Source organism: Rhizobium sp. WW_1 (genome assembly GCF_003610155.1).
Taxonomy (GTDB): domain Bacteria; phylum Pseudomonadota; class Alphaproteobacteria; order Rhizobiales; family Rhizobiaceae; genus Rhizobium; species Rhizobium tropici_A.
This window is the reverse complement of record NZ_RAIN01000015.1, coordinates 98,910-117,442: the sequence shown is the minus strand read 5'-3', so window position 1 is coordinate 117,442 and position 18,533 is coordinate 98,910. Positions and strand designations below refer to the sequence as shown.

Sequence of the window (18,533 nt, the reverse complement as noted above, 5' to 3'; positions counted from 1 at the left end):
CCGCGTTACGCGGCGTCTGCCTTGACGGGCTCACCCTTGACGCGAACCTCGGAAATGGCGCTGCGGACGACGCGGATACGCACACCTTCTGCGATCTCGACTTCCAGTTCCTTTTCGTCGATGACCTTGGTGACCTTGCCGACGATGCCACTGGTGACGATCTGATCGCCGCGACGAATGTTCTTCAAAATCTCGTCACGCTTCTTCGCCTGCGCGCGCTGCGGACGGATGAGGAGGAAATACCAAACGACCATCAGCGGCACAAACAGGATGATCATTTCAAAGCCGGAACCGCCGAAGGCACTCGCGGCCGAATCTGTTGCGCTCTGCGCATATGCGTTGGTGATAAACATCGAGAACTCCCTTGAACTCCGAGCGGGAACAGGGCCCCGCGTCAGGTGGCCGGAATATAGTTACGCGCTTGGCGAATGCAACAAAAACAGCCGCAAACCGTACCGTTTTCCCGGTCTGTTAGCCTTTCAGCCCCCGAAGGAGCATGATACCCGGCAAGACAGCGCGCGCATTTTACGACTTTCTTGTTCAATATTCAGGAGGAAACGGTGACTGAAGACCAAAACGCCCTGATCCTTGCCGAGGTCCGCCGCCTTGCCGACGCTGTCGAACGTCTTGCCGGCCCGGCCCCGGCCATCAATGATTGGGATGCTGCCGACTGCTTCGTCTGGGCACCTGCCCGGCTCTATCTACAGCCAGTGGCGCGGCCGAACCGCGTGGCGCTGACCCTCATCCGCGGCGTCGATCACGTACGCGACATCCTGCATGAAAATACGCTGCGTTTTGCCGACGGCTTTGCCGCCAATAACGTGCTGCTCTGGGGCGCGCGCGGCATGGGCAAATCCTCGCTCGTCAAGGCGGTGCATGAAGATGTGCGCCGGGCGACCGGCGTGTCGCTGAAGCTGATCGAGGTGCATCGCGAGGATATTTCCTCGCTGCCGGTGTTGCTCGACATCCTGAAATCGGCGCCGCATCGCATCATCATCTTCTGCGACGACCTGTCCTTCGACCACGACGATACCGCCTACAAATCGCTGAAGGCAGCGCTCGATGGCGGTGTCGAGGGCCGGCCGGACAATGTATTGTTCTACGCGACCTCCAACCGACGCCACCTGCTGCCGCGCCACATGATGGAGAACGAGCAATCGACCGCCATCAACCCTTCGGAGGCCGTCGAGGAAAAGGTTTCGCTCTCGGATCGCTTCGGGCTCTGGCTCGGCTTCCACAAGTGCAGCCAGGAAGACTACCTGCAGATGATCGACGCCTATGCCGATTATTTCAAGTTCGAGCTCGAGCGCGCGCAGATGCATCACGAAGCCCTTGAATGGGCAACGACGCGCGGCGCCCGCTCCGGCCGCGTCGCCTGGCAGTATATCCAGGACCTCGCCGGACGGCTGCGCATCAGGCTCGACCGCGACTGATTCTCAAATCGAAGCCATAAACGACAAAAAGCCCGGTGGTAGCCGGGCTTTTTGCAGAGTCCTTGAGACGCACTACCTATTCAAGGAACGTCATTGGGTTGACCGGAGCCGAATTCTTGCGGACTTCGAAGTGCAGCTGCGGCTGGCTGACATTGCCGCTCATGCCCGAAGTCGCCAGCGTCTGGCCGCGCTGGACCTTCTGGCCGCGGCTGACGCTCAGCGCATCAGCGTGGCCGTAGACCGTGACCGTGCCGTCGTCGTGACGGACGAGAACCGTATTGCCGAGTTCCTTTAGGCCGTTGCCGGCGTAGATGACGACGCCGTTTTCAGCAGCCTTGATCGGCGTACCCTCAGGTACGGAGATGTCGATACCGTCGTTGCGGCTGCCATTGACGTTGGCACCGTAGCTGGCGATAACCGCGCCGCGAACCGGCCAGCGGTACTTGCCGATGCCGGTTGCCTCAGGCGCATCGGCCTGCGTGTCCGACTTGGCGGCGTCGTTGATAGACTGGCTTGGCGAAGCGGAGGCAACTTCCTTCGGCTTTGCGGAGGCATCGCTGGCCGCGTCGGCATGGGCGACGACCTTGGGCGCCTTTGCGATCGGCTCGGCGGCAGCCTGCTTGCTTTCAACCGGCAACGCGCCAGGCTTGGCGGAAACCTTCTGCGGCTCGATGGACGCGGTCTTGACCGGATCTGCGGAAGCAATAGCGCCGTGCGGCAATGCGAGCGCCTGGCCGATGCGAATGCTGTCGCCAGCCTGCATATTGTTGGCGCGCTTCAACTCGGCGACGGTAACACCGCTTTCCTTGGCAATTCTCGCGAGAGAGTCACCCGGCTTGACGACATAGGTACCCTTCGGCGTCGGCCCCTTGCCGTTGCCGGCGGCGAGCTTGTTGGGATCGGCAAGGCCAGCCTGGGACTTGCCGCGCATCTGGCTGCCGGAAGGCAATGCAAGCACTTCCTGCTGCGGCGCCTTGGCCGGGCCTGGCATCTTGCCGTCCCGCGAAAGATCGGTCGCCTCGGACGCCATCTTGGCCGGGCTGGAGGCGCCGGCGCCGTTCATCGTCGGGATGATGATCTGCTGACCGGGCTGCGCGCCAGCGCCATTGCGCAGGCCGTTGGCACGCAGGATTTCCTTTTCCGGAACGCCATAGCGACGCGACAGGAGCGCGATGTTCTCACCCTGATGCAGCGTGACGCTCGGAGCATTGACCGTGGTCCAACCGGGAGATAGCTGCTGTGCGGCGGCACTCTTGATCGTACCTGTCGACATCGTATCCGGAGCAAGCGCCGGCGCGGCGCGAGAGCCATTGTTGCGCGATGCGGGGAACGGTTGCGCCATCGCTTCCGATTCGGCCTGCTGCACCCGACGAGGGTTGCCGGCATTGGCAGATGCGCTGGGAGGGGCGAGATCGGTGCGCTGAATTGCGACAGGTGCGGTGGACGCCCGTGCACTGGAATAGGACGGGTTATAGCGGGCCGGCGAGTTCGGGTAGGGTTGCGTTACCGGCGCGCTCTGCTGCGAATAATCCTGCTGACCGTAGCCACCCGCCTGGGCGACATCGGCGCGCGGCACCGGATCGCCGTTCGGGCCATTGAGGCTTCGGCGATTGATCGAGCCGGTTGTTACATTGTCCGTCTTGCTAAACAGCCCGCTGAAGCGGGTCGTGTCAGAACTACAAGCTGTGGCAGTGCTCGCCAGAAGAATGGCCACCAGGACTTTCCCTGCCGATTTGCTGAAGTTTGAAGAAAGACTGAAACCCATGACTCGACCCACTTAAGACGCAACCGATTATGGGTCGATTAAAGCGCGTTAATCTTACCATGCGGTTAAAGCACTGGTGCGGCATGTGTTTTTTTGAGGAATTGCTAACCATAGAAAAATGAAACAGCCTTCGGCCCTGCCGTCGCGGCTGCATCCGCCCGAATTGAGCCTCAAAGATAAGAGGCGAGCATCGGCACGATAGGCTGGTAAGGAACGTCGAAAAGCTCCTCGCGCTCGAAGCGGCTGCCAGTCTTCGTGAGCCGCACCAGGCGGCAAATATCGTCTGAGACTATGAGCGGCGCGATCATCGATCCGCCGGAAACGAGCTGCTCGGCATAGAATCGCGGCATCGTCTGGAATGCGGCAGTCACCAGGATACGGTCGAAGGTGCCCTCGCCCTGCAGCCCGGCGCTGCCATCGGCCTGGCGGATGATGACGTTGCGCAGCCCGAGCGCATCCATGCGCTGCTGCGCCAGTGTCGTCAGTGTCTTGTAACGGTCAACGGTGAGCACGCGCTCGACGATTCGTCCCATGACGGCAGCGGTAAAGCCGCTGCCCGTACCGATTTCAAGAACGCGATGGCCGGGCTTGATCTTCAGACCGTGAAGCATACGAACGACCAGGTCGATACCTTCCATGAAGGCACCGCAATCGATCGGGATTGTCCGGCTGGAATAGGCATCATCGGCAAATTGCGCCGGCACGAAAGGCAGACGCGGCGTCTGCTCGACAGCCGTCATCAGATCGATGTCCAATATGCCTTCAGCCCGCAGCCGCAGAACGACAGCCGCAAAGCCTTCCTTTTCCACCAAACGAGGTGTCAATCCGCTACTCCATACCGAGCGCCCGCGCCACGCGGTCCTGCGCCGAATAATCCGTCAAATCGAGTTTCAAAGGCGTTACCGAAATACGATTTTGTTTCAACGCCTGAATATCAGTCCCCGGACGGAAGATGCCGCTTCGTTCACCGAAGCGCAGCCAATAATAAGGGAAGCCTCGGCCATCGGCCCGCTCCTCGACCTGCACATTGAAGGCAAGATTGCCCTGCGCGGTCACTTCCGCTCCCTCCACTTCGTCGGGACGGCAATTCGGAAAGTTCAGATTGAGGAAGGTGCCATCCGGCAAATCGACATTCATGAGCTTGTTCAGCAAAGCCGGAGCATGGGTCTCGGCCACCTCCCACGGCACGACGCGCGCACCGTTTTCATAGAGATAGGCCTGGCTCAGTGCAAAGGAGCGCACGCCCTGCAGTGTGCCCTCGATGGCCCCGGCGATAGTTCCGGAATAGGTCACGTCGTCAGCGACGTTCGAGCCGGAATTGACGCCGGAGAGAACGAGATCCGGCTTGATATCCAGCACCTTGCGGATCGCCATGATGACGCAATCGGTCGGCGTTCCCCTGAGCGCATAATGCTTGTCGGAGACCTTGCGCATGCGCAAGGGTTCGGAAAGGCTCAGCGAATGGGCTAGGCCACTCTGATCCGTCTCGGGCGCAACGACCCAGACATCGTCCGACAAGCTGTGGGCGATACGCTCCAACGCCGCGAGACCTTCGGCATGAATGCCGTCATCATTGGTCAGAAGAATACGCATCGCCCCACCACCCGATTATGCTGCTTTTTCGATCCTTTTCAGACCACCCATATATGGCAGGAGTGCGTCCGGGACAGTGACCGAACCATCGGCATTGAGATAATTCTCAAGCACCGCGATCAGGCAGCGGCCAACCGCCGTGCCGGAACCGTTCAGCGTATGGACGAACTTCGTATTCTTGTCGTCCTTGCCGCGATAGCGTGCATTCATGCGACGGGCCTGAAAATCACCGCAGACGGAGCAGGACGAGATCTCACGATAGGTATCCTGACCCGGCAGCCAGACTTCGAGGTCATAGGTCTTGCGCGCGCCGAAGCCCATGTCGCCGGTCGACAGCGTCATCACGCGGTAGTGCAGACCAAGGCGCTTCAGCACCTCTTCCGCACAGGCCGTCATGCGCTCGTGCTCGGCAATGGAGCTCTCGGCGTCGGTGATCGACACCAGCTCGCACTTCCAGAACTGGTGCTGGCGCAGCATGCCACGCGTGTCGCGGCCGGCAGAGCCTGCTTCCGAGCGGAAGGATGGCGTCAAGGCCGTGAAGCGCAGAGGAAGCTTTGCTTCCTCCAGAATTTCGCCGGAGACGAGGTTGGTCAAGGTGACCTCGGCCGTCGGGATGAGCCAGCGGCCATCCGTGGTCTTGAACAGATCCTCGGCGAATTTCGGCAGCTGATTGGTGCCGAATAGCGCCTCGTCACGCACCAGCAGCGGCGCACTGACTTCGGTATAGCCATGTTCGCCGGTGTGCAGATCAATCATGAACTGGCCGAGCGCCCGCTCCAGGCGCGCAAGCTGCGCCGTCAGCACCGTGAAGCGCGAGCCGGAAAGCTTGGCAGCACGCTCGAAGTCCATGTAGCCGAGCTCTTCGCCGATATCGAAGTGCTCCTTCGGCTGATGGTTCCAGGTCGGCTTGGCACCCCAGACGTGTTTGACGACATTGTCATGCTCGTCCTTGCCGACGGGCACGTCCTCGAGCGGGATGTTGGGAATACGCGACAGAGCGTCATGAAGCTCGGCCGTCAGCGCACGCTCCTCCTCTTCCGCCGCCGGAAGCAAGACCTTGATGTCCGCCACCTCGCCCTTCAGCTTCTCGGCAAGCTCGCTGTTCTTCTGCGCCATCGCCGCTCCGATCTCCTTGGAGGCGGCGTTTCGGCGGGACTGCATATCCTGGACGGACTGAACGACGGAGCGGCGCTTCTCGTCGAGCGCGATGAGGCTTTGCGACAGAGACTCCATACCGCGCTTTGCAAGCGCTGCATCGAAAGCCTCGGCATTCTCACGAATCCATCTGATATCAAGCATCTTCGTTCCAGGTCGTTTGACATGAGTATAACTCCGACCGAGGTCTCGGTCGGAGGTCGAAACGGCAATAGCTGGGAAACGAGGCTAAGCCTTCCGCGCCTAGACGTCGTCCGCCTTGGTGATCTCGGAAGATCCGCCACTCTCTTCAAGCGTTTGCCGGCTACGCTGGCGTTCCACGAGTCTCGCCGCGTAGATGGAAATCTCGTAGAGAAGGATCGTCGGCAGCGCAAGACCGATCTGGGACATCGGGTCCGGCGGCGTCAGCACAGCGGCGACGATGAAGGCAAAAACGATGGCGAATTTACGCTTTTCCGCGAGCCACGTCGACGTCAGCAGGCCGACACGCGCCAGCAAGGTGGTAATGACGGGCAACTGGAAGACGAGGCCGAAGGAGAAGACCAGCGTCATGATGAGGCTCAGATATTCCGAGACCTTCGGCATCAGCGCGATACCGACCTGACCATCGCCCGGCGCCTGCTGCATCTTCAGGAAGAACCACATCACCATGGGCGTGAAGAAGAAGTAGACGAGTGCTGCGCCCATCAGGAACAAGATGGGAGACGCAATCAGGAACGGAAGGAAAGCATTCCGCTCGTTCTTATAGAGACCCGGCGCCACGAACTTATAGATCTGCGCGGCGATGATCGGGAAGGAAATCACCAGCGCGCCGAACATGGCGACCTTCACCTGGGTGAAGAAGAACTCCTGCGGCGCCGTATAGATCAGCTCGGCCTTCGCAAGGTCGAGATGCGCCCATTCGACGGCCCATTTATAGGGATAGACCAGATAATTGAAGAGATGCTTCGCCACCGCGAAACATCCGATGAAGGCAACGAAGAAAGCCACGATCGACCAGATGAGCCGCGTGCGCAATTCCATGAGATGTTCGATAAGCGGCTGCGGCTTATCGTCGATGTCACCCGTCATGCCTGGTCCTTCTTCTTGGGCGTTTTAGGCGTCGCCTTGCTGGCAGTGGCAGTTGGGCGCTTCCTGGGAGCTGAAGGCGCCTTCTCTACGACGGCAGCGGTTGCGACCTTGCGCGGGGCTCGCTTTGGTTTTTCCGTCACGACCGGCGTCCGGACAACGGCTGCCGCGACATCGTCGGCTTTGGCTGGCGCCTTGGCGCGAGGTTTGCGAACGGCCTTCGGCTTGTCGGCGGCTTCACTCGCGGCGACCACCGGCCTCGGAGCGGGAGCAGCCACCGCTTCGGGAACGGGGGCGACTACCGGCGTCGGACTAACCGATGTGACCGGCGCTGCGGACGTAGCCGCAAGCGCTTCCGGCAGGCCGGACGAGACGCCCGGAACCGGTTCGGACGGCAATGGCGTTGCGGCTGGAGCTGCCTTGTCCGGCGTTGCCGCACGCTGCAGATCTGCCTTTATCTCGTTGCCCATGTCCCGCAGCGGGTTCATGGCTTCCCGCAGCGAATTGACCGGATTGAGCTTCTGCGCGTCGGCGATCGTCTGGCGCACATCGTCCAGGTCGGCTTCACGCATCGCTTCATCGAACTGTGCACGAAATTCGCCTGCGACCTTCCTGGCTCGGGCAGTCATCTTGCCGATCGTCCGCAAAGTCGCCGGCAACTCCTTGGGGCCGATCACCACCAAGGCCACGACAGCGATAATGACGAGCTCGGACCAGCCTATATCGAACATGCAAAGGCTCCTGGGCCAACGGCACGCCTCACGGCACCCGCCTGCCCGACATGATTACTTCGTTTCGTCAGCCTTATGCTCGACCGTACGGGACGTTGTCTGCGTCTGCGTCGACGCCGCCGTATCTTCGTCGTCGTTCATGCCCTTCTTGAAGCTCTTGATGCCCTTGGCGACATCACCCATCAGCTCCGGGATCTTTCCACGGCCGAACAACAACAGCGCGATGGCCAGGACGATCAGCCAGTGCCATATGCTTAGAGAACCCATTGCTTTAACTCCCAATTACAGTGTCTTTTCGATGTAAGACGTTTGCGGGTGTTTTTCAAACACCAAAATGTAGTGCATCCACGCATATCAGGGTGACGAACGCCTATGCAGGCGACCAAACGTCTCCAAGCCGAGAGGATGATTATTATATTCGCACCCGCTGATGGCAAAAGAGAGACTTTGCCGGCCGTTTGACGAAAATCTGCGGAAGGGCTGCAGCCCTTCCACAAGCCGGCCAACCGGTCAATCGCCGGAGCTTTCGCCGCTCGGCGGCAGAATGCCAAGCTCTTCCAGATCCATCTGCGTGATCGGATCTTCGTCTTCGGCCAACTCATCGCTCATCAATGGCGAGGGAATGTTGAAATTGGCCGGAATTCGGCCTGACAGCAGCCCTGCCCCCTTCAACTCTTCGAGACCGGGCAGGTCGCGCAATTCTTCGAGACCGAAGTGATCGAGGAAATCGCGTGTCGTGCCAAGCGTCACGGGCCGCCCCGGCGTGCGGCGGCGGCCTCGGAAGCGCACCCAGCCGGACTCCATCAGGACATCGAGCGTGCCCTTGGATGTCTGCACGCCCCTGATATCCTCGATTTCGGCGCGGGTGACCGGCTGATGATAGGCGATGATGGCCAACACCTCCAACGCCGCGCGGGAAAGCTTGCGCACCTCGTTGTCGTCGCGGCGGATCACGAAGGAGAGGTCCGCAGCGGTGCGGAAAGCCCAGGCTCCGTCGACCTGAATGAGATTGACACCACGCATGGCGTAATCTGCCTTCAACTTCTGCATGACCACCGGAATATCGACGCCCCGCGCCACACGTTCGGCAATGAACGCTTCTGAGACCGGCTGGGCCGAGGCAAAGACCAGCGCTTCGGCAATCCGCTCGGCCTCGCTCAGCCAGCGATCCTCGATATCAGGCGCTTCCGCGCCTTGCTCCATATGCTGCTCGTCGTCCGGCTGATTCACGCTGTTCCCGCCCTATTCCGCTGCTTCCAGCGACGAATGCTTCGGCCCGCGTCGCATATAGAGCGGCTGAAACGCGCCGTCCTGGCGAATTTCCAGCTGCCCTTCCCGCACCAGTTCGAGCGAGGCCGCAAATGCGCTGGCGATCGCCGTTACCCGCTCGCTGGCCGTCGTCATGTAGCTCAGTAGATAATGTTCCAGGGCCGTCCAATCGGTGATCTCGCCGATCATACGGTCCAGGATGACGCGCGCATCGGCAAGCGACCAGACACTGCGTTTTTCTATGGTCACCTGGGTCACGGCCTGACGCTGGCGGAGGCTCGCATAGGCTGTAAGAAGATCATAGAGACTGGCATCGAAGGCCGATTGACGGCGATCCGGAATATGCTCCGGCGCCCCTCGCGCGAAGATATCGCGGCCGAGGCGATTGCGATTGATGAGATCGGTGGCAGCATCACGCATGGCCTCCAGGCGCTTGAGCCGGAAGGCGAGCGTTGCCGCCATCTCCTCGCCCGTCGGGCCATCTTCCTTGCTCTGCTGCGGGATCAGCAGCTTGGATTTCAGATAGGCCAGCCACGCGGCCATGACGAGATAATCGGCCGCGAGCTCGATGCGGATGCGCCGGGCGCTATCGATGAACTGAAGATATTGTTCGGCAAGCGCCAGAACGGAAATGCGGGAGAGATCGACCTTCTGAGTGCGCGCGAGATGCAGCAGAAGGTCCAGCGGACCTTCGAAACCGGCGAGATCGACGACAAGCGCCGGCTCATGCGAGCCGCGCTGCGTCTCGCCTTCCTGCCAGAGCTTGTCCATCGGCGTTGCCGCCTGCTGAAGCTTGTCCGTGCTGCCGCTCACCTTGTCACCCGTCCGTTCCTCGAAATCCGGTTTTACGCCACTGCGAACATCGCGTCGAATTCTGCCCGGACAGCCGCTTCATCCGCACCGTCATTCTTGCCGAATGCGGCTTCGACCGCCTTGGTTCTTGCCAGGGACGCTCCTGCCAACGCAGGAACATTGCGAACCACCTGCTGCATCTCGTCCATGACACCGTTGCAATGCAGCACGATATCACATCCGCCCGCAATGATATTTGCCGCACGCTCGCCGATCGTGCCCTTCAGCGCGTTCATCGAAGTATCGTCCGACAGGAGCAGTCCTTTGAAGCCGATATAGCCGCGGATGATCTCCTCGATGACCTTGCGCGATGTCGTCGCCGGGTTCTCCGGATCGATATCGGTGAAGACGAGATGGCAGGTCATCGCCATAAGCTCGTCCTTGAGCGCCACAAACGGGGCGAAATCATGCACTTCCAGCTCGGCACGCGGAACGGAGACAACGGGCAACTCGTGATGCGAATCGGCGAATCCCCGTCCGTGACCGGGCATATGCTTCATAACAGGCAGCATGCCGCCAGCCTTCAGACCTTCCGCCGCGGCGCGTCCCATCTCCGTCACCGTCACCGGGTCGGAGCCATAGGCGCGATTGCCGATGACATTGCTTGATCCCTCCACAGGCACGTCCAGCACCGGCAGGCAATCGACATTGATCCCGAACTTCAGCAAATCGAAGGCATGAAGCCTCGACATCAACCACGCGGCGCGCAAGCCGCGCTCGCGATCCTGCCGATAAATGTCGCCGAGCGCCTGTCCCGAGGGATAATGCTGCAGGATCGGCGGACGGATGCGCTGCACCCTGCCACCTTCCTGATCGATGAACACGGGAGCATTCCGGCCGACGCTGTCGCGCAGGGACGCAACGAGATCGGCAATCTGCGCCGGCTCCGAAATATTGCGTCCGAACAGGATAAAGCCCCACGGCTGCTCCCCCTGATAGAAGGATCGCTCTTCGGGCGTGATGGTGTGGCCGCTGCAGCCAAGGATCATGGATTTCGATTCGGTCATATCCGAATCATAAGGCTTGCGCCGGGAAATGCGAGTGACGTCAAGCGCAGATACACAGGAACAGCGCCGTGCAAACGAAAACGGCGAGCAAATGCCCGCCGTTTTCTAAGCTTCGTACCCGAATTTACTTGGAGATCAGGCAGGTGCCGCCAGCCGCGCGATAGCGCGTGCAGATGGCCGCAGCCTCGTCCTTCGAGCCGGCGACGACGCGGACACGGTAGTAGGTGCCCTTGCCGGCGATATCGGCTTTGCGGATCTCAAGCGGATGATTGCCGATGATGTTGGCGAACTTGACCTTGAGATTAGCCTGCGACTTCTGCGCGTCGGCTTCCGTCGGCAAGGATGCGATCTGTACGCCGTAGGCGCCGCCCGCTGCAGCGGAGGTCGTGGCTGGGGCAGGAGCCGCCGTCGCCGGAGTTGCTGCTGCAACCTGTTTCGGTTGAGCGTCATGCGCCGGAGCAGCCGTATTCGCTCTCGTGGGTTCAGGACGCGGCGTCGGAACCGGGTTCGTCTTGACGACGCGGATCGGCGTGCTTTCGGCACTCGCAGCATCGCCATTGTCAGGCTGGGCGGCCGCTTGCGTATTAGCAGCAGACGGCGTCGGATTGGCCAGGGCAACCTGATTGTTCGTCGGCTTGGCAACGGCGGTCGCCGTATCGGTGGCCGGCTCATCACGCGGCACCAAAGAGCCATCCGGCTTGACGATCATCGTGCGTACCTTACGTGGAGAAACGGACGGTACCTGATCGTCTCCATTGGCGGCGACATTGGTGTTTCCGCCGTTCTGGTTCGGCAGCAGGCGCGGATCTTCGGTTTCACCGACCGGCGTCGACGTGACCTGATCGCCGCCACCATCACTGTCATCCGGCGATACCGCTTCCGGGATCAGCGTCTTCTGCACGACATCGACCGGCTGTTCGTTGGAGGAGACAAGCTCCTTCTGCTTCGGCGCCGCGGTGCTATCGCCAGCGACGCGGTCGTAGACGGCCTTGTCCTGATTCGGAACGACAGTGCCGCCCGGATTTTCCGGAGCGACCTTTACCGGATCGCTATCGGCGGCAATCACGCGCGGCTCTCCGGAGAAGCTGGAGATCGGCGCGCCGTGACGAATCCAACTGTAAGCGCCATAGCCACCCACGCCCAGCACGGCGATGACGGCCGCAGTCGTCACCATGCCACGTACAGAGCGAACCGGGCGACGGCTGCCTGCAGCCGGGTTCAGCGTCATCCGGGCAACGTTTTCGACCGGATTGGATGCTTCGCGATAGCTGCGGCGGAAATCCTCTTCCAGCGCACGCTCGAATTCGTCGAATTCCTCGATCGGCTGCTTTGCAACGGGCGCAGCCGGCTGTGCAGCCGCGTTCTTGGACCAAGACGCAGCGACGGCAGCACCACCAAGCGCAGCGGCGGCGGCAACGGGCTTGGCGGCTGCCGGAGCGGCTTCCTTGGCCGGGCCGCCCAGCAGGCTCGCCATTTCCGAATCGAGATCGAAATCAAATTCGGGCGGAACCGCAACCGGATCTTCCGGCTCGATCACCTGCAGATGCGGAACATGCGAGCCCTCGAAGGTTTCGACGCGCTCTTCCGTCTCGGATATTTCCGTAGGATCGAAAGGCAGGGGCTGATCGGCTTCGAATACCGGAGCCGCCTTGGCGACTGGGGGTGCGACGCTTGCAACGGGTGCAACCGGCGCCGGCGCCGGCGCAGCTCGCATCGGCTGCGGCGCTGCGGCAGCCATCACCGGAGCGGCGGCAGGCGCGACAGGTGTCGCCCGAGAAAGAATAGGCTCTGGAGCCGGAGCCGGCTGCCGTGCAGCAAGAGATTTGTCGGCTTCGGCGAAATCGAGACCGGCAAGTTCCATCTCGATATCGGCCAGGTCGAATTCGAAGTCCTGACCAGCAAAAGGATCTTCGGCGCCGAAGGTAATCGGCTTCGGCTCTTCGCGCTGAACCACGGCCGCCGGAGCGACCGGTTCTTTCTGTTCGTGGAACGAAACGTCGAAATTCCCGAAATCCGGCTCTTCCTTCGCTGCGGGCGCATTGGTTCTGGACGGAACCGGATAGCGGTTCACATCAGCGAGCAGAGAATCGATCTCGGCGGCAAGGGCGGCGGGATCGGCCTTGACGACCTTTGGCGGCTCGGGCGCCCTGAACACAGCCGGGGCCGGCTGAGATGCGACCGGCACCGCCGCCGGTTCCGGAGCGCGGGGCGGCTCGACAGCCTCAAACGCCTCGAAATCAAGCGCACCGTCAAACATTGCTTCTTCGGGAGCAGCCGTCGGCGCTGGCGGGGCAACGATGGGAGCTGCGACAGGTGCAGGCTGTTCACGCGGGGCAACCGGCGTTGCGAGCGTAAAGTTCGCGATCGGCAACCGCATGGTCGCTGCCGCAGATTGCGGTATCTTGGCGACTGGAGCGGCCGACTGCGCAATGGGGGCGGCCTTCGGTGCCGGCTGCAGAACCGGCGCGATCGACATTTCCAGCTCGTCTATCAGATCGCGAGCGCCGATCGTCGGCTTGACCGGAGCCATGGGCTGCGGCGCAGGCTCTTCGAACTTCGGCTCTTCAAATCTGGGCTCTTCGAGCTTCGGCTCAGGCTGAACCGGCTCGGCCGCATGGACCACCGGCTCATGGCTCGGAACAGCCACCTGCTCCGCTGGAGCGGTGATGTCATTTGCCGGACTCATTCGCGGCGTATCGTATCGCTCGAATTCGCGAAGAAGCTCGTCTTCGAGATTGAAGGCCGGCTCATGCCGCTGAGCCGCGGGAGCTGCCTGAGCAGCAGGGCGGGGCTCGAAACCTACGATACGAGCGAGTTCTGCCAACGGATCATCATCCGCAAAGAACTCGTCGTTTCCGCTTGCGCGATACGCCAACTGTTTTTCCGCCATCACCCGTTCCACTCGAAAACGCTTCAACTAATGCCAGCGCAATGTGGGTAAATGGTGACGTTTATCGCATTTCGTCCGGCGCTGCGGTCCCGGTTATACCAAGACCCGACTTCAAAACCGACGCGACAGCGTACACCAACCCAAGTCTGGCTATGCTCAATTCTCGGTTCTTATCGTTAACAAAACGTAATTCCGGTAAATCTTTACCTTTATTCCAGTGTCCATGGAAGGAACTGGCTAGATCGTAAAGATAAAAAGCGATGCGATGCGGCTCTTGAGACTGTGCTGCAGCCTCGATGATTCGCGGGAATTCGGCAACCTTTGCAACCAGCTGCAGCTCGGCCGGATCGGAGATCGCGCCGAGAACAGCCTTCGACAGATCAAGCGAGGCAATATCGAGATCCGGGAAGGCATCCCTCGCCTGGCGGAAGATCGACATGCAGCGGGCATGCGCGTACTGCACGTAGAAGACCGGATTGTCCTTCGACTGTTCGGTGACCTTGGCGAAATCGAAATCCAGAGGCTCGGAATTCTTCCGGTAAAGCATCATGAAGCGCACCGAATCGCGGCCGACTTCATCGACGACTTCGCGTAGCGTGACGAAATCACCCGAGCGCTTCGACATCTTCACCGGCTCGCCATCTCGATACAGCTTGACGAGCTGGCACAACAGCACCGTTAGCTTCGCCGCGCCATCCGAAACGCCGCGGGCGACCGCTTCCAGCCGCTTGACGTAGCCGCCATGATCGGCGCCGAGAATATAGATCATCTCGTTGAAGCCGCGGTCGAACTTGTTCTTGAAGTAAGCAACGTCGGCAGCAAAGTAAGTATAGGAACCATCAGACTTGATCAGCGGACGGTCGATATCGTCGCCGACTTCCGTCGAGCGAAAGAGCGTCTGCTCGCGGTCTTCCCAATCCTCCGGCAACTGTCCCTTCGGCGGCGGCAGCGCGCCCTTGTAGACATAGCCCTTGAAGGTCAGGTCGTTGATCGCGGTGCGGATCAGCGCCGCGCCGTTGGCATGCAGGGTACGTTCCGAGAAGAACACGTCGTGATGGACGTTCAGCGCTTCCAGATCTTCCTTGATCATCGCCATCATCGCGTCGATGGCGCGATCCTTCACGATGGGAAGCCACTGGTCTTCCGGCATGCCGCGCAGCTTGGTGCCGAATTCCTTGGCAAGCGCTTCACCGACCGGAACGAGATAATCGCCGGGATAAAGGCCCGGCGGGATCTCGCCAACCTGCTCGCCGAGCGCTTCGCGATAGCGAATGAAAACCGAGCGAGCCAGCACGTCGATCTGCGAGCCGGCATCGTTGATGTAATATTCCTTGGTGACGTCATAGCCCGAGAAGGCCAGCAGGTTTGCCAGCGCATCGCCGACGACGGCGCCGCGGCAATGGCCGACATGCATCGGCCCGGTCGGGTTGGCCGAGACATATTCGACATTGACCTTCTGCCCCTCGCCGAGCTTCGAACGGCCGAACTTCTCGCCTTCGGAGATCATCGTTGACAGCAGCCGCTGCCAGTAGCCGACCGACAGTCGAATATTGATGAAGCCCGGACCGGCGACCGAAACCTCGGCGACGTCGGCGTCTTCCTTCAATTTAGCGACGATGATTTCGGCAAGCGCGCGCGGATTGGTACCGAGCGGCTTGGACAGAACCATGGCCGCGTTCGTGGCGACATCGCCATGGCTGGCGTCTCGCGGCGGCTCCACGCCAATACGTCCGAAGTCAAGCTCCGATCGCTTTTCTCGCACAATATCAATTTGTTCGAGAGCGTTCTTAATTCTTACTTCGAAGTCGGTGAAAAGGTTCATGATATCGTCCACGCAATAGCTTCGGCGAGCCGTCATCAGCCCGACGCCGCCGCTGCCTACCGCAAATCAGGAGTCTGGTCAAACAGGCGCTTGTGAGCGCTAATGGCGTATGTGTCCGTCATGCCGGCCAGATAATCACCGACATGCCTCGCCTTGGGGGCGATCGCCAGCCCGGCGATATGATCAACCCAGTAGTGGCTCTGCATCTCCCTGGGATTGTTCATATAAGCGTGGAAGAGGTCGGTGACGATCTGCGCCGCGCCTGCGCGGATGCGCATGATGTCGGGATGGCGGTAGATGCGCTTGAACAGCATCTGCTTGATCAGCTTGTCCGCTTCAGCCATCTCGGGAGAGAAGGTCGCGACGATCCGGCCGGCGGCGTGGATGTCGGCGACATTGCCTGGCTTGATCTCGGCAAGGGCCTGCTGCGAAACGGCGATGACGTCCTCTACCATGCGGGTGATCTGCCGACGCATGATCTCGTGGGTGAAGCGGCTCGGCTCCAGATGCGGATAACGCTCCCTCACCTCAGCCATGAGCTGCGCGAGGAAAGGCACTTCCTCCAGCATCTCGAATGTCAGATAGCCGGAGCGCAGACCGTCGTCGATGTCATGCGTGTTGTAGGCGATATCATCCGCAATCGCGGCGACCTGCGCCTCCAGGCTGGCAAAGGAGGCGATCTCGAGATCATGGATCTCGCAATAATCGAGAATCGGCTGCGGTACGGGTCCGCGAATACCCTTGCCATCGGGCGTCATCAGCGGGCCGTTGTGCTTGACGAGACCCTCGAGCATTTCCCAGGTCAGATTGAGCCCATCGAAATCGGCATAACGACGCTCAAGCTTCGTGACGATGCGCAGGGATTGAGCGTTGTGATCGAAGCCACCATAGGGCAACAGCACCTCATGCAGCGCATCCTCGCCCGTATGGCCGAAGGGCGTGTGCCCGAAATCGTGTACCAGCGCCACGCCCTCGGCCAGATCCTCATCCAGCTTGAGGGCACGCGCCAGGGCGCGAGCGATCTGCGCCACCTCGATCGTATGCGTCAGCCGGGTGCGATAGTGATCACCGTCCTGGGCGATGAAGACCTGCGTCTTGTGCTTCAACCGACGGAAGGCGGTCGCATGGACGATCCGGTCACGATCGCGCTGGAACTCGGAGCGCGTCGGGCTCGACCCCTCCTCATAGAGCCTTCCACGCGATTCCCAGGGATTTGTTGCATAGACTGCCTTTTCCCCATATCCGAAACCCAATGCATGCGTATCAATCGTCATCATCAATCCATTCCGGCATTTGGCTCCCGCGCCGCCATCGGCGCGACAGTCGTTTCCCTGCAATCGGCTCCTGACCCTGCCCGGTGATCCAGGCCGTAGCCTGTTCTTCGTACATGTCAGCCCATTGACGCCGCTTTGCGGCCTTCATACCTATAGACAAGAAAACAGCAAAATGGCGCGTGGCTCAACCACGAAACCATAGCTGTCGCCGGCCTGACTTTCATGATAAAGGCTACGGATATCAGCCGTTTGAAAGTTCGACGGCCTATTGGTTCTCTCCGGATCTTGACCCCGGCAGGAGGAAGACATGACTGAGACAAGTGTTACCCTATCGGACGCCGCAGCCAAGCGAATCGCTGCCATCGTCGGCGCGGAAGCCGGAAAGCGCGCTTTGCGCGTCGCTGTCGAAGGCGGCGGCTGTTCGGGTTTTTCCTATAAATTCGATCTCGTCGAAGGTCCCGAGGACGATGATATCGTTGTCGAGAAGAACAACGCGACCGTCCTGATCGACCAGTTGTCGCTGGTCTACATGGCGGGCTCCGAAATCGATTTCGTTGACAATCTGCTTGGACAGTCCTTTCAGATCAAGAATCCGAATGCGGTCGCAAGTTGCGGCTGCGGCACGAGTTTTGCCATCTGATCCCTCGCGCCTTTTTCCACAGTTTGATGACCGGCCGGGAGCCTTTGCTCCGGGCCGGTTTCCATATGGCCTGTAGTCAAGCTCATCGGCTGCGGATACAACAGGGCGAAGCAAAGGAATGAGCCGCCCATGAAAATCGCGACCTGGAACATCAACGGCGTCAAAGCGCGTATCGAGAACCTCTGCCAGTGGCTGAAGGACTCGAACCCGGACATCGTCTGCCTGCAGGAGATCAAGACGGTCGACGAAGGCTTTCCGCGACTGGAGATCGAAGCACTCGGCTATCACGTCGAAACGCACGGGCAAAAGGGCTTCAACGGTGTTGCGATTCTCTCGAAGACCAAGCCGGATGAAGTGACACGCGGCCTGCCCGGCGACGATAGCGATGAGCAGGCCCGTTTCATCGAAGCGGTGTTTTCTGTCGAAGGGCACGGCGCACTGCGTGTCTGCTGCCTCTATCTGCCGAACGGCAATCCGATCGATACGGAAAAATATCCCTATAAGCTCGCCTGGATGGAGCGGCTGCGCAAATTCGCCAGGGATCGCCTGGTTCTGGAGGAACCTCTGGTGCTCGCCGGCGACTACAATGTCATCCCGGAACCGCATGACTGCTTCGACCCGAAGGTCTGGGAGAACGATGCTCTCTTCCTGCCGCAGACGCGCCAGGCGTTCCGTCAGCTCGAACATCTCGGCTTTACGGATGCCGTGCGAGCGACGACGGACGCCGTCAAACTTTACTCATTCTGGGATTATCAGGCCGGCGCCTGGCCGAAAAACAATGGCATCCGCATCGATCATCTGATGCTGTCGCCGGAAGCGGCCGATAAACTCACCGCGACGGCGATCGAGAAACATGTGCGCGCCTGGGAAAAACCTTCCGACCACGTGCCCGTTATCGCCCACTTCGATTTCGGGGGCTAAAGTGCGCCGCGATCTCTAAGATTCGCTGCTTGCGCTTTAAGCTTTTGATTTTGCGTATGTCGTTGTCGCAAAGCCGCTGCGCACTTTTTAGCGACATGCTTTAGGCCGATCGG

General features: G+C 60.5%; 17 protein-coding genes. 3 read left to right on the top strand and 14 right to left on the bottom strand.

What is annotated here, in order from left to right; genetic code table 11:
• Positions 1–5: 5 nt before the first annotated feature.
• The gene (yajC, locus tag BJ928_RS30345) at positions 6–353 is read right to left on the bottom strand and encodes a preprotein translocase subunit YajC (protein ID WP_047634659.1); all 348 of its coding nucleotides are present in this window, start codon (positions 351–353) and stop codon (positions 6–8) included.
• Positions 354–560: 207 nt separating this feature from the next.
• Between yajC and BJ928_RS30340 the strand changes: the two genes are divergently transcribed.
• Positions 561–1,433 carry an ATP-binding protein gene (locus BJ928_RS30340; RefSeq protein ID WP_047634807.1) on the top strand — a complete coding sequence of 291 codons (873 nt, stop codon included), beginning with the start codon at positions 561–563 and terminating at the stop codon, positions 1,431–1,433.
• Positions 1,434–1,509: 76 nt separating this feature from the next.
• Here BJ928_RS30340 and BJ928_RS30335 read toward each other — a convergent pair whose 3' ends face one another.
• From BJ928_RS30335 to BJ928_RS30275, 13 genes are all read right to left on the bottom strand, one after another.
• Positions 1,510–3,198 carry a peptidoglycan DD-metalloendopeptidase family protein gene (locus BJ928_RS30335; RefSeq protein ID WP_047634661.1) on the bottom strand — a complete coding sequence of 563 codons (1,689 nt, stop codon included), beginning with the start codon at positions 3,196–3,198 and terminating at the stop codon, positions 1,510–1,512.
• A gap of 170 nt (positions 3,199–3,368) precedes the next feature.
• Entirely contained in the window at positions 3,369–4,022 is a 654-nt protein-coding gene (locus BJ928_RS30330) for a protein-L-isoaspartate(D-aspartate) O-methyltransferase (RefSeq protein ID WP_047634663.1), read from the bottom strand.
• A gap of 4 nt (positions 4,023–4,026) precedes the next feature.
• On the bottom strand, positions 4,027–4,791 hold the full coding sequence (surE, locus tag BJ928_RS30325) for a 5'/3'-nucleotidase SurE (protein WP_047634664.1): 765 nt from the start codon (positions 4,789–4,791) through the stop codon (positions 4,027–4,029).
• Between the two features lie 15 nt (positions 4,792–4,806).
• Complete coding sequence (gene serS / locus BJ928_RS30320) at positions 4,807–6,090, bottom strand: serine--tRNA ligase (protein WP_047634665.1); 1,284 nt, start codon at positions 6,088–6,090, stop codon at positions 4,807–4,809.
• 99 nt (positions 6,091–6,189) lie between these two features.
• Positions 6,190–7,017 (bottom strand): twin-arginine translocase subunit TatC, encoded by an 828-nt coding sequence (tatC, locus tag BJ928_RS30315; RefSeq protein WP_047634667.1) that lies wholly within the window; start codon positions 7,015–7,017, stop codon positions 6,190–6,192.
• Positions 7,014–7,745: a Sec-independent protein translocase protein TatB gene (gene tatB, locus BJ928_RS30310; protein ID WP_047634668.1), complete on the bottom strand. Its 732-nt coding sequence runs from the start codon at positions 7,743–7,745 to the stop codon at positions 7,014–7,016. Before tatB ends, tatC begins: the two co-directional genes overlap by 4 nt.
• 54 nt (positions 7,746–7,799) lie before the next feature.
• Positions 7,800–8,012 carry a twin-arginine translocase TatA/TatE family subunit gene (locus BJ928_RS30305; RefSeq protein WP_047634669.1) on the bottom strand — a complete coding sequence of 71 codons (213 nt, stop codon included), beginning with the start codon at positions 8,010–8,012 and terminating at the stop codon, positions 7,800–7,802.
• A gap of 243 nt (positions 8,013–8,255) precedes the next feature.
• A complete protein-coding gene (gene scpB / locus BJ928_RS30300; RefSeq protein WP_047634808.1) occupies positions 8,256–8,948 on the bottom strand; it encodes an SMC-Scp complex subunit ScpB in 693 nt (230 codons plus the stop codon).
• A 39-nt stretch (positions 8,949–8,987) separates the two neighbouring features.
• Complete coding sequence (locus BJ928_RS30295) at positions 8,988–9,785, bottom strand: ScpA family protein (RefSeq protein ID WP_052227867.1); 798 nt, start codon at positions 9,783–9,785, stop codon at positions 8,988–8,990.
• A gap of 74 nt (positions 9,786–9,859) precedes the next feature.
• Positions 9,860–10,873: a beta-N-acetylhexosaminidase gene (gene nagZ, locus BJ928_RS30290; protein WP_047634671.1), complete on the bottom strand. Its 1,014-nt coding sequence runs from the start codon at positions 10,871–10,873 to the stop codon at positions 9,860–9,862.
• Positions 10,874–10,997: 124 nt separating this feature from the next.
• Positions 10,998–13,763, bottom strand: coding sequence for an SPOR domain-containing protein (locus BJ928_RS30285; RefSeq protein WP_047634673.1), 2,766 nt, complete (start codon positions 13,761–13,763; stop codon positions 10,998–11,000).
• Between the two features lie 61 nt (positions 13,764–13,824).
• The gene (gene argS / locus BJ928_RS30280; RefSeq protein ID WP_047634809.1) at positions 13,825–15,585 is read right to left on the bottom strand and encodes an arginine--tRNA ligase; all 1,761 of its coding nucleotides are present in this window, start codon (positions 15,583–15,585) and stop codon (positions 13,825–13,827) included.
• A 56-nt stretch (positions 15,586–15,641) separates the two neighbouring features.
• Positions 15,642–16,859 carry a deoxyguanosinetriphosphate triphosphohydrolase gene (locus BJ928_RS30275; RefSeq protein WP_047634810.1) on the bottom strand — a complete coding sequence of 406 codons (1,218 nt, stop codon included), beginning with the start codon at positions 16,857–16,859 and terminating at the stop codon, positions 15,642–15,644.
• A gap of 307 nt (positions 16,860–17,166) precedes the next feature.
• On the opposite strand from BJ928_RS30275, the gene erpA reads away from it, so the two are divergent.
• Complete coding sequence (gene erpA, locus BJ928_RS30270; RefSeq protein ID WP_047634675.1) at positions 17,167–17,499, top strand: iron-sulfur cluster insertion protein ErpA; 333 nt, start codon at positions 17,167–17,169, stop codon at positions 17,497–17,499.
• 129 nt (positions 17,500–17,628) lie between these two features.
• A complete protein-coding gene (gene xth, locus BJ928_RS30265; RefSeq protein WP_047634677.1) occupies positions 17,629–18,420 on the top strand; it encodes an exodeoxyribonuclease III in 792 nt (263 codons plus the stop codon).
• Positions 18,421–18,533 lie beyond the last annotated feature (113 nt).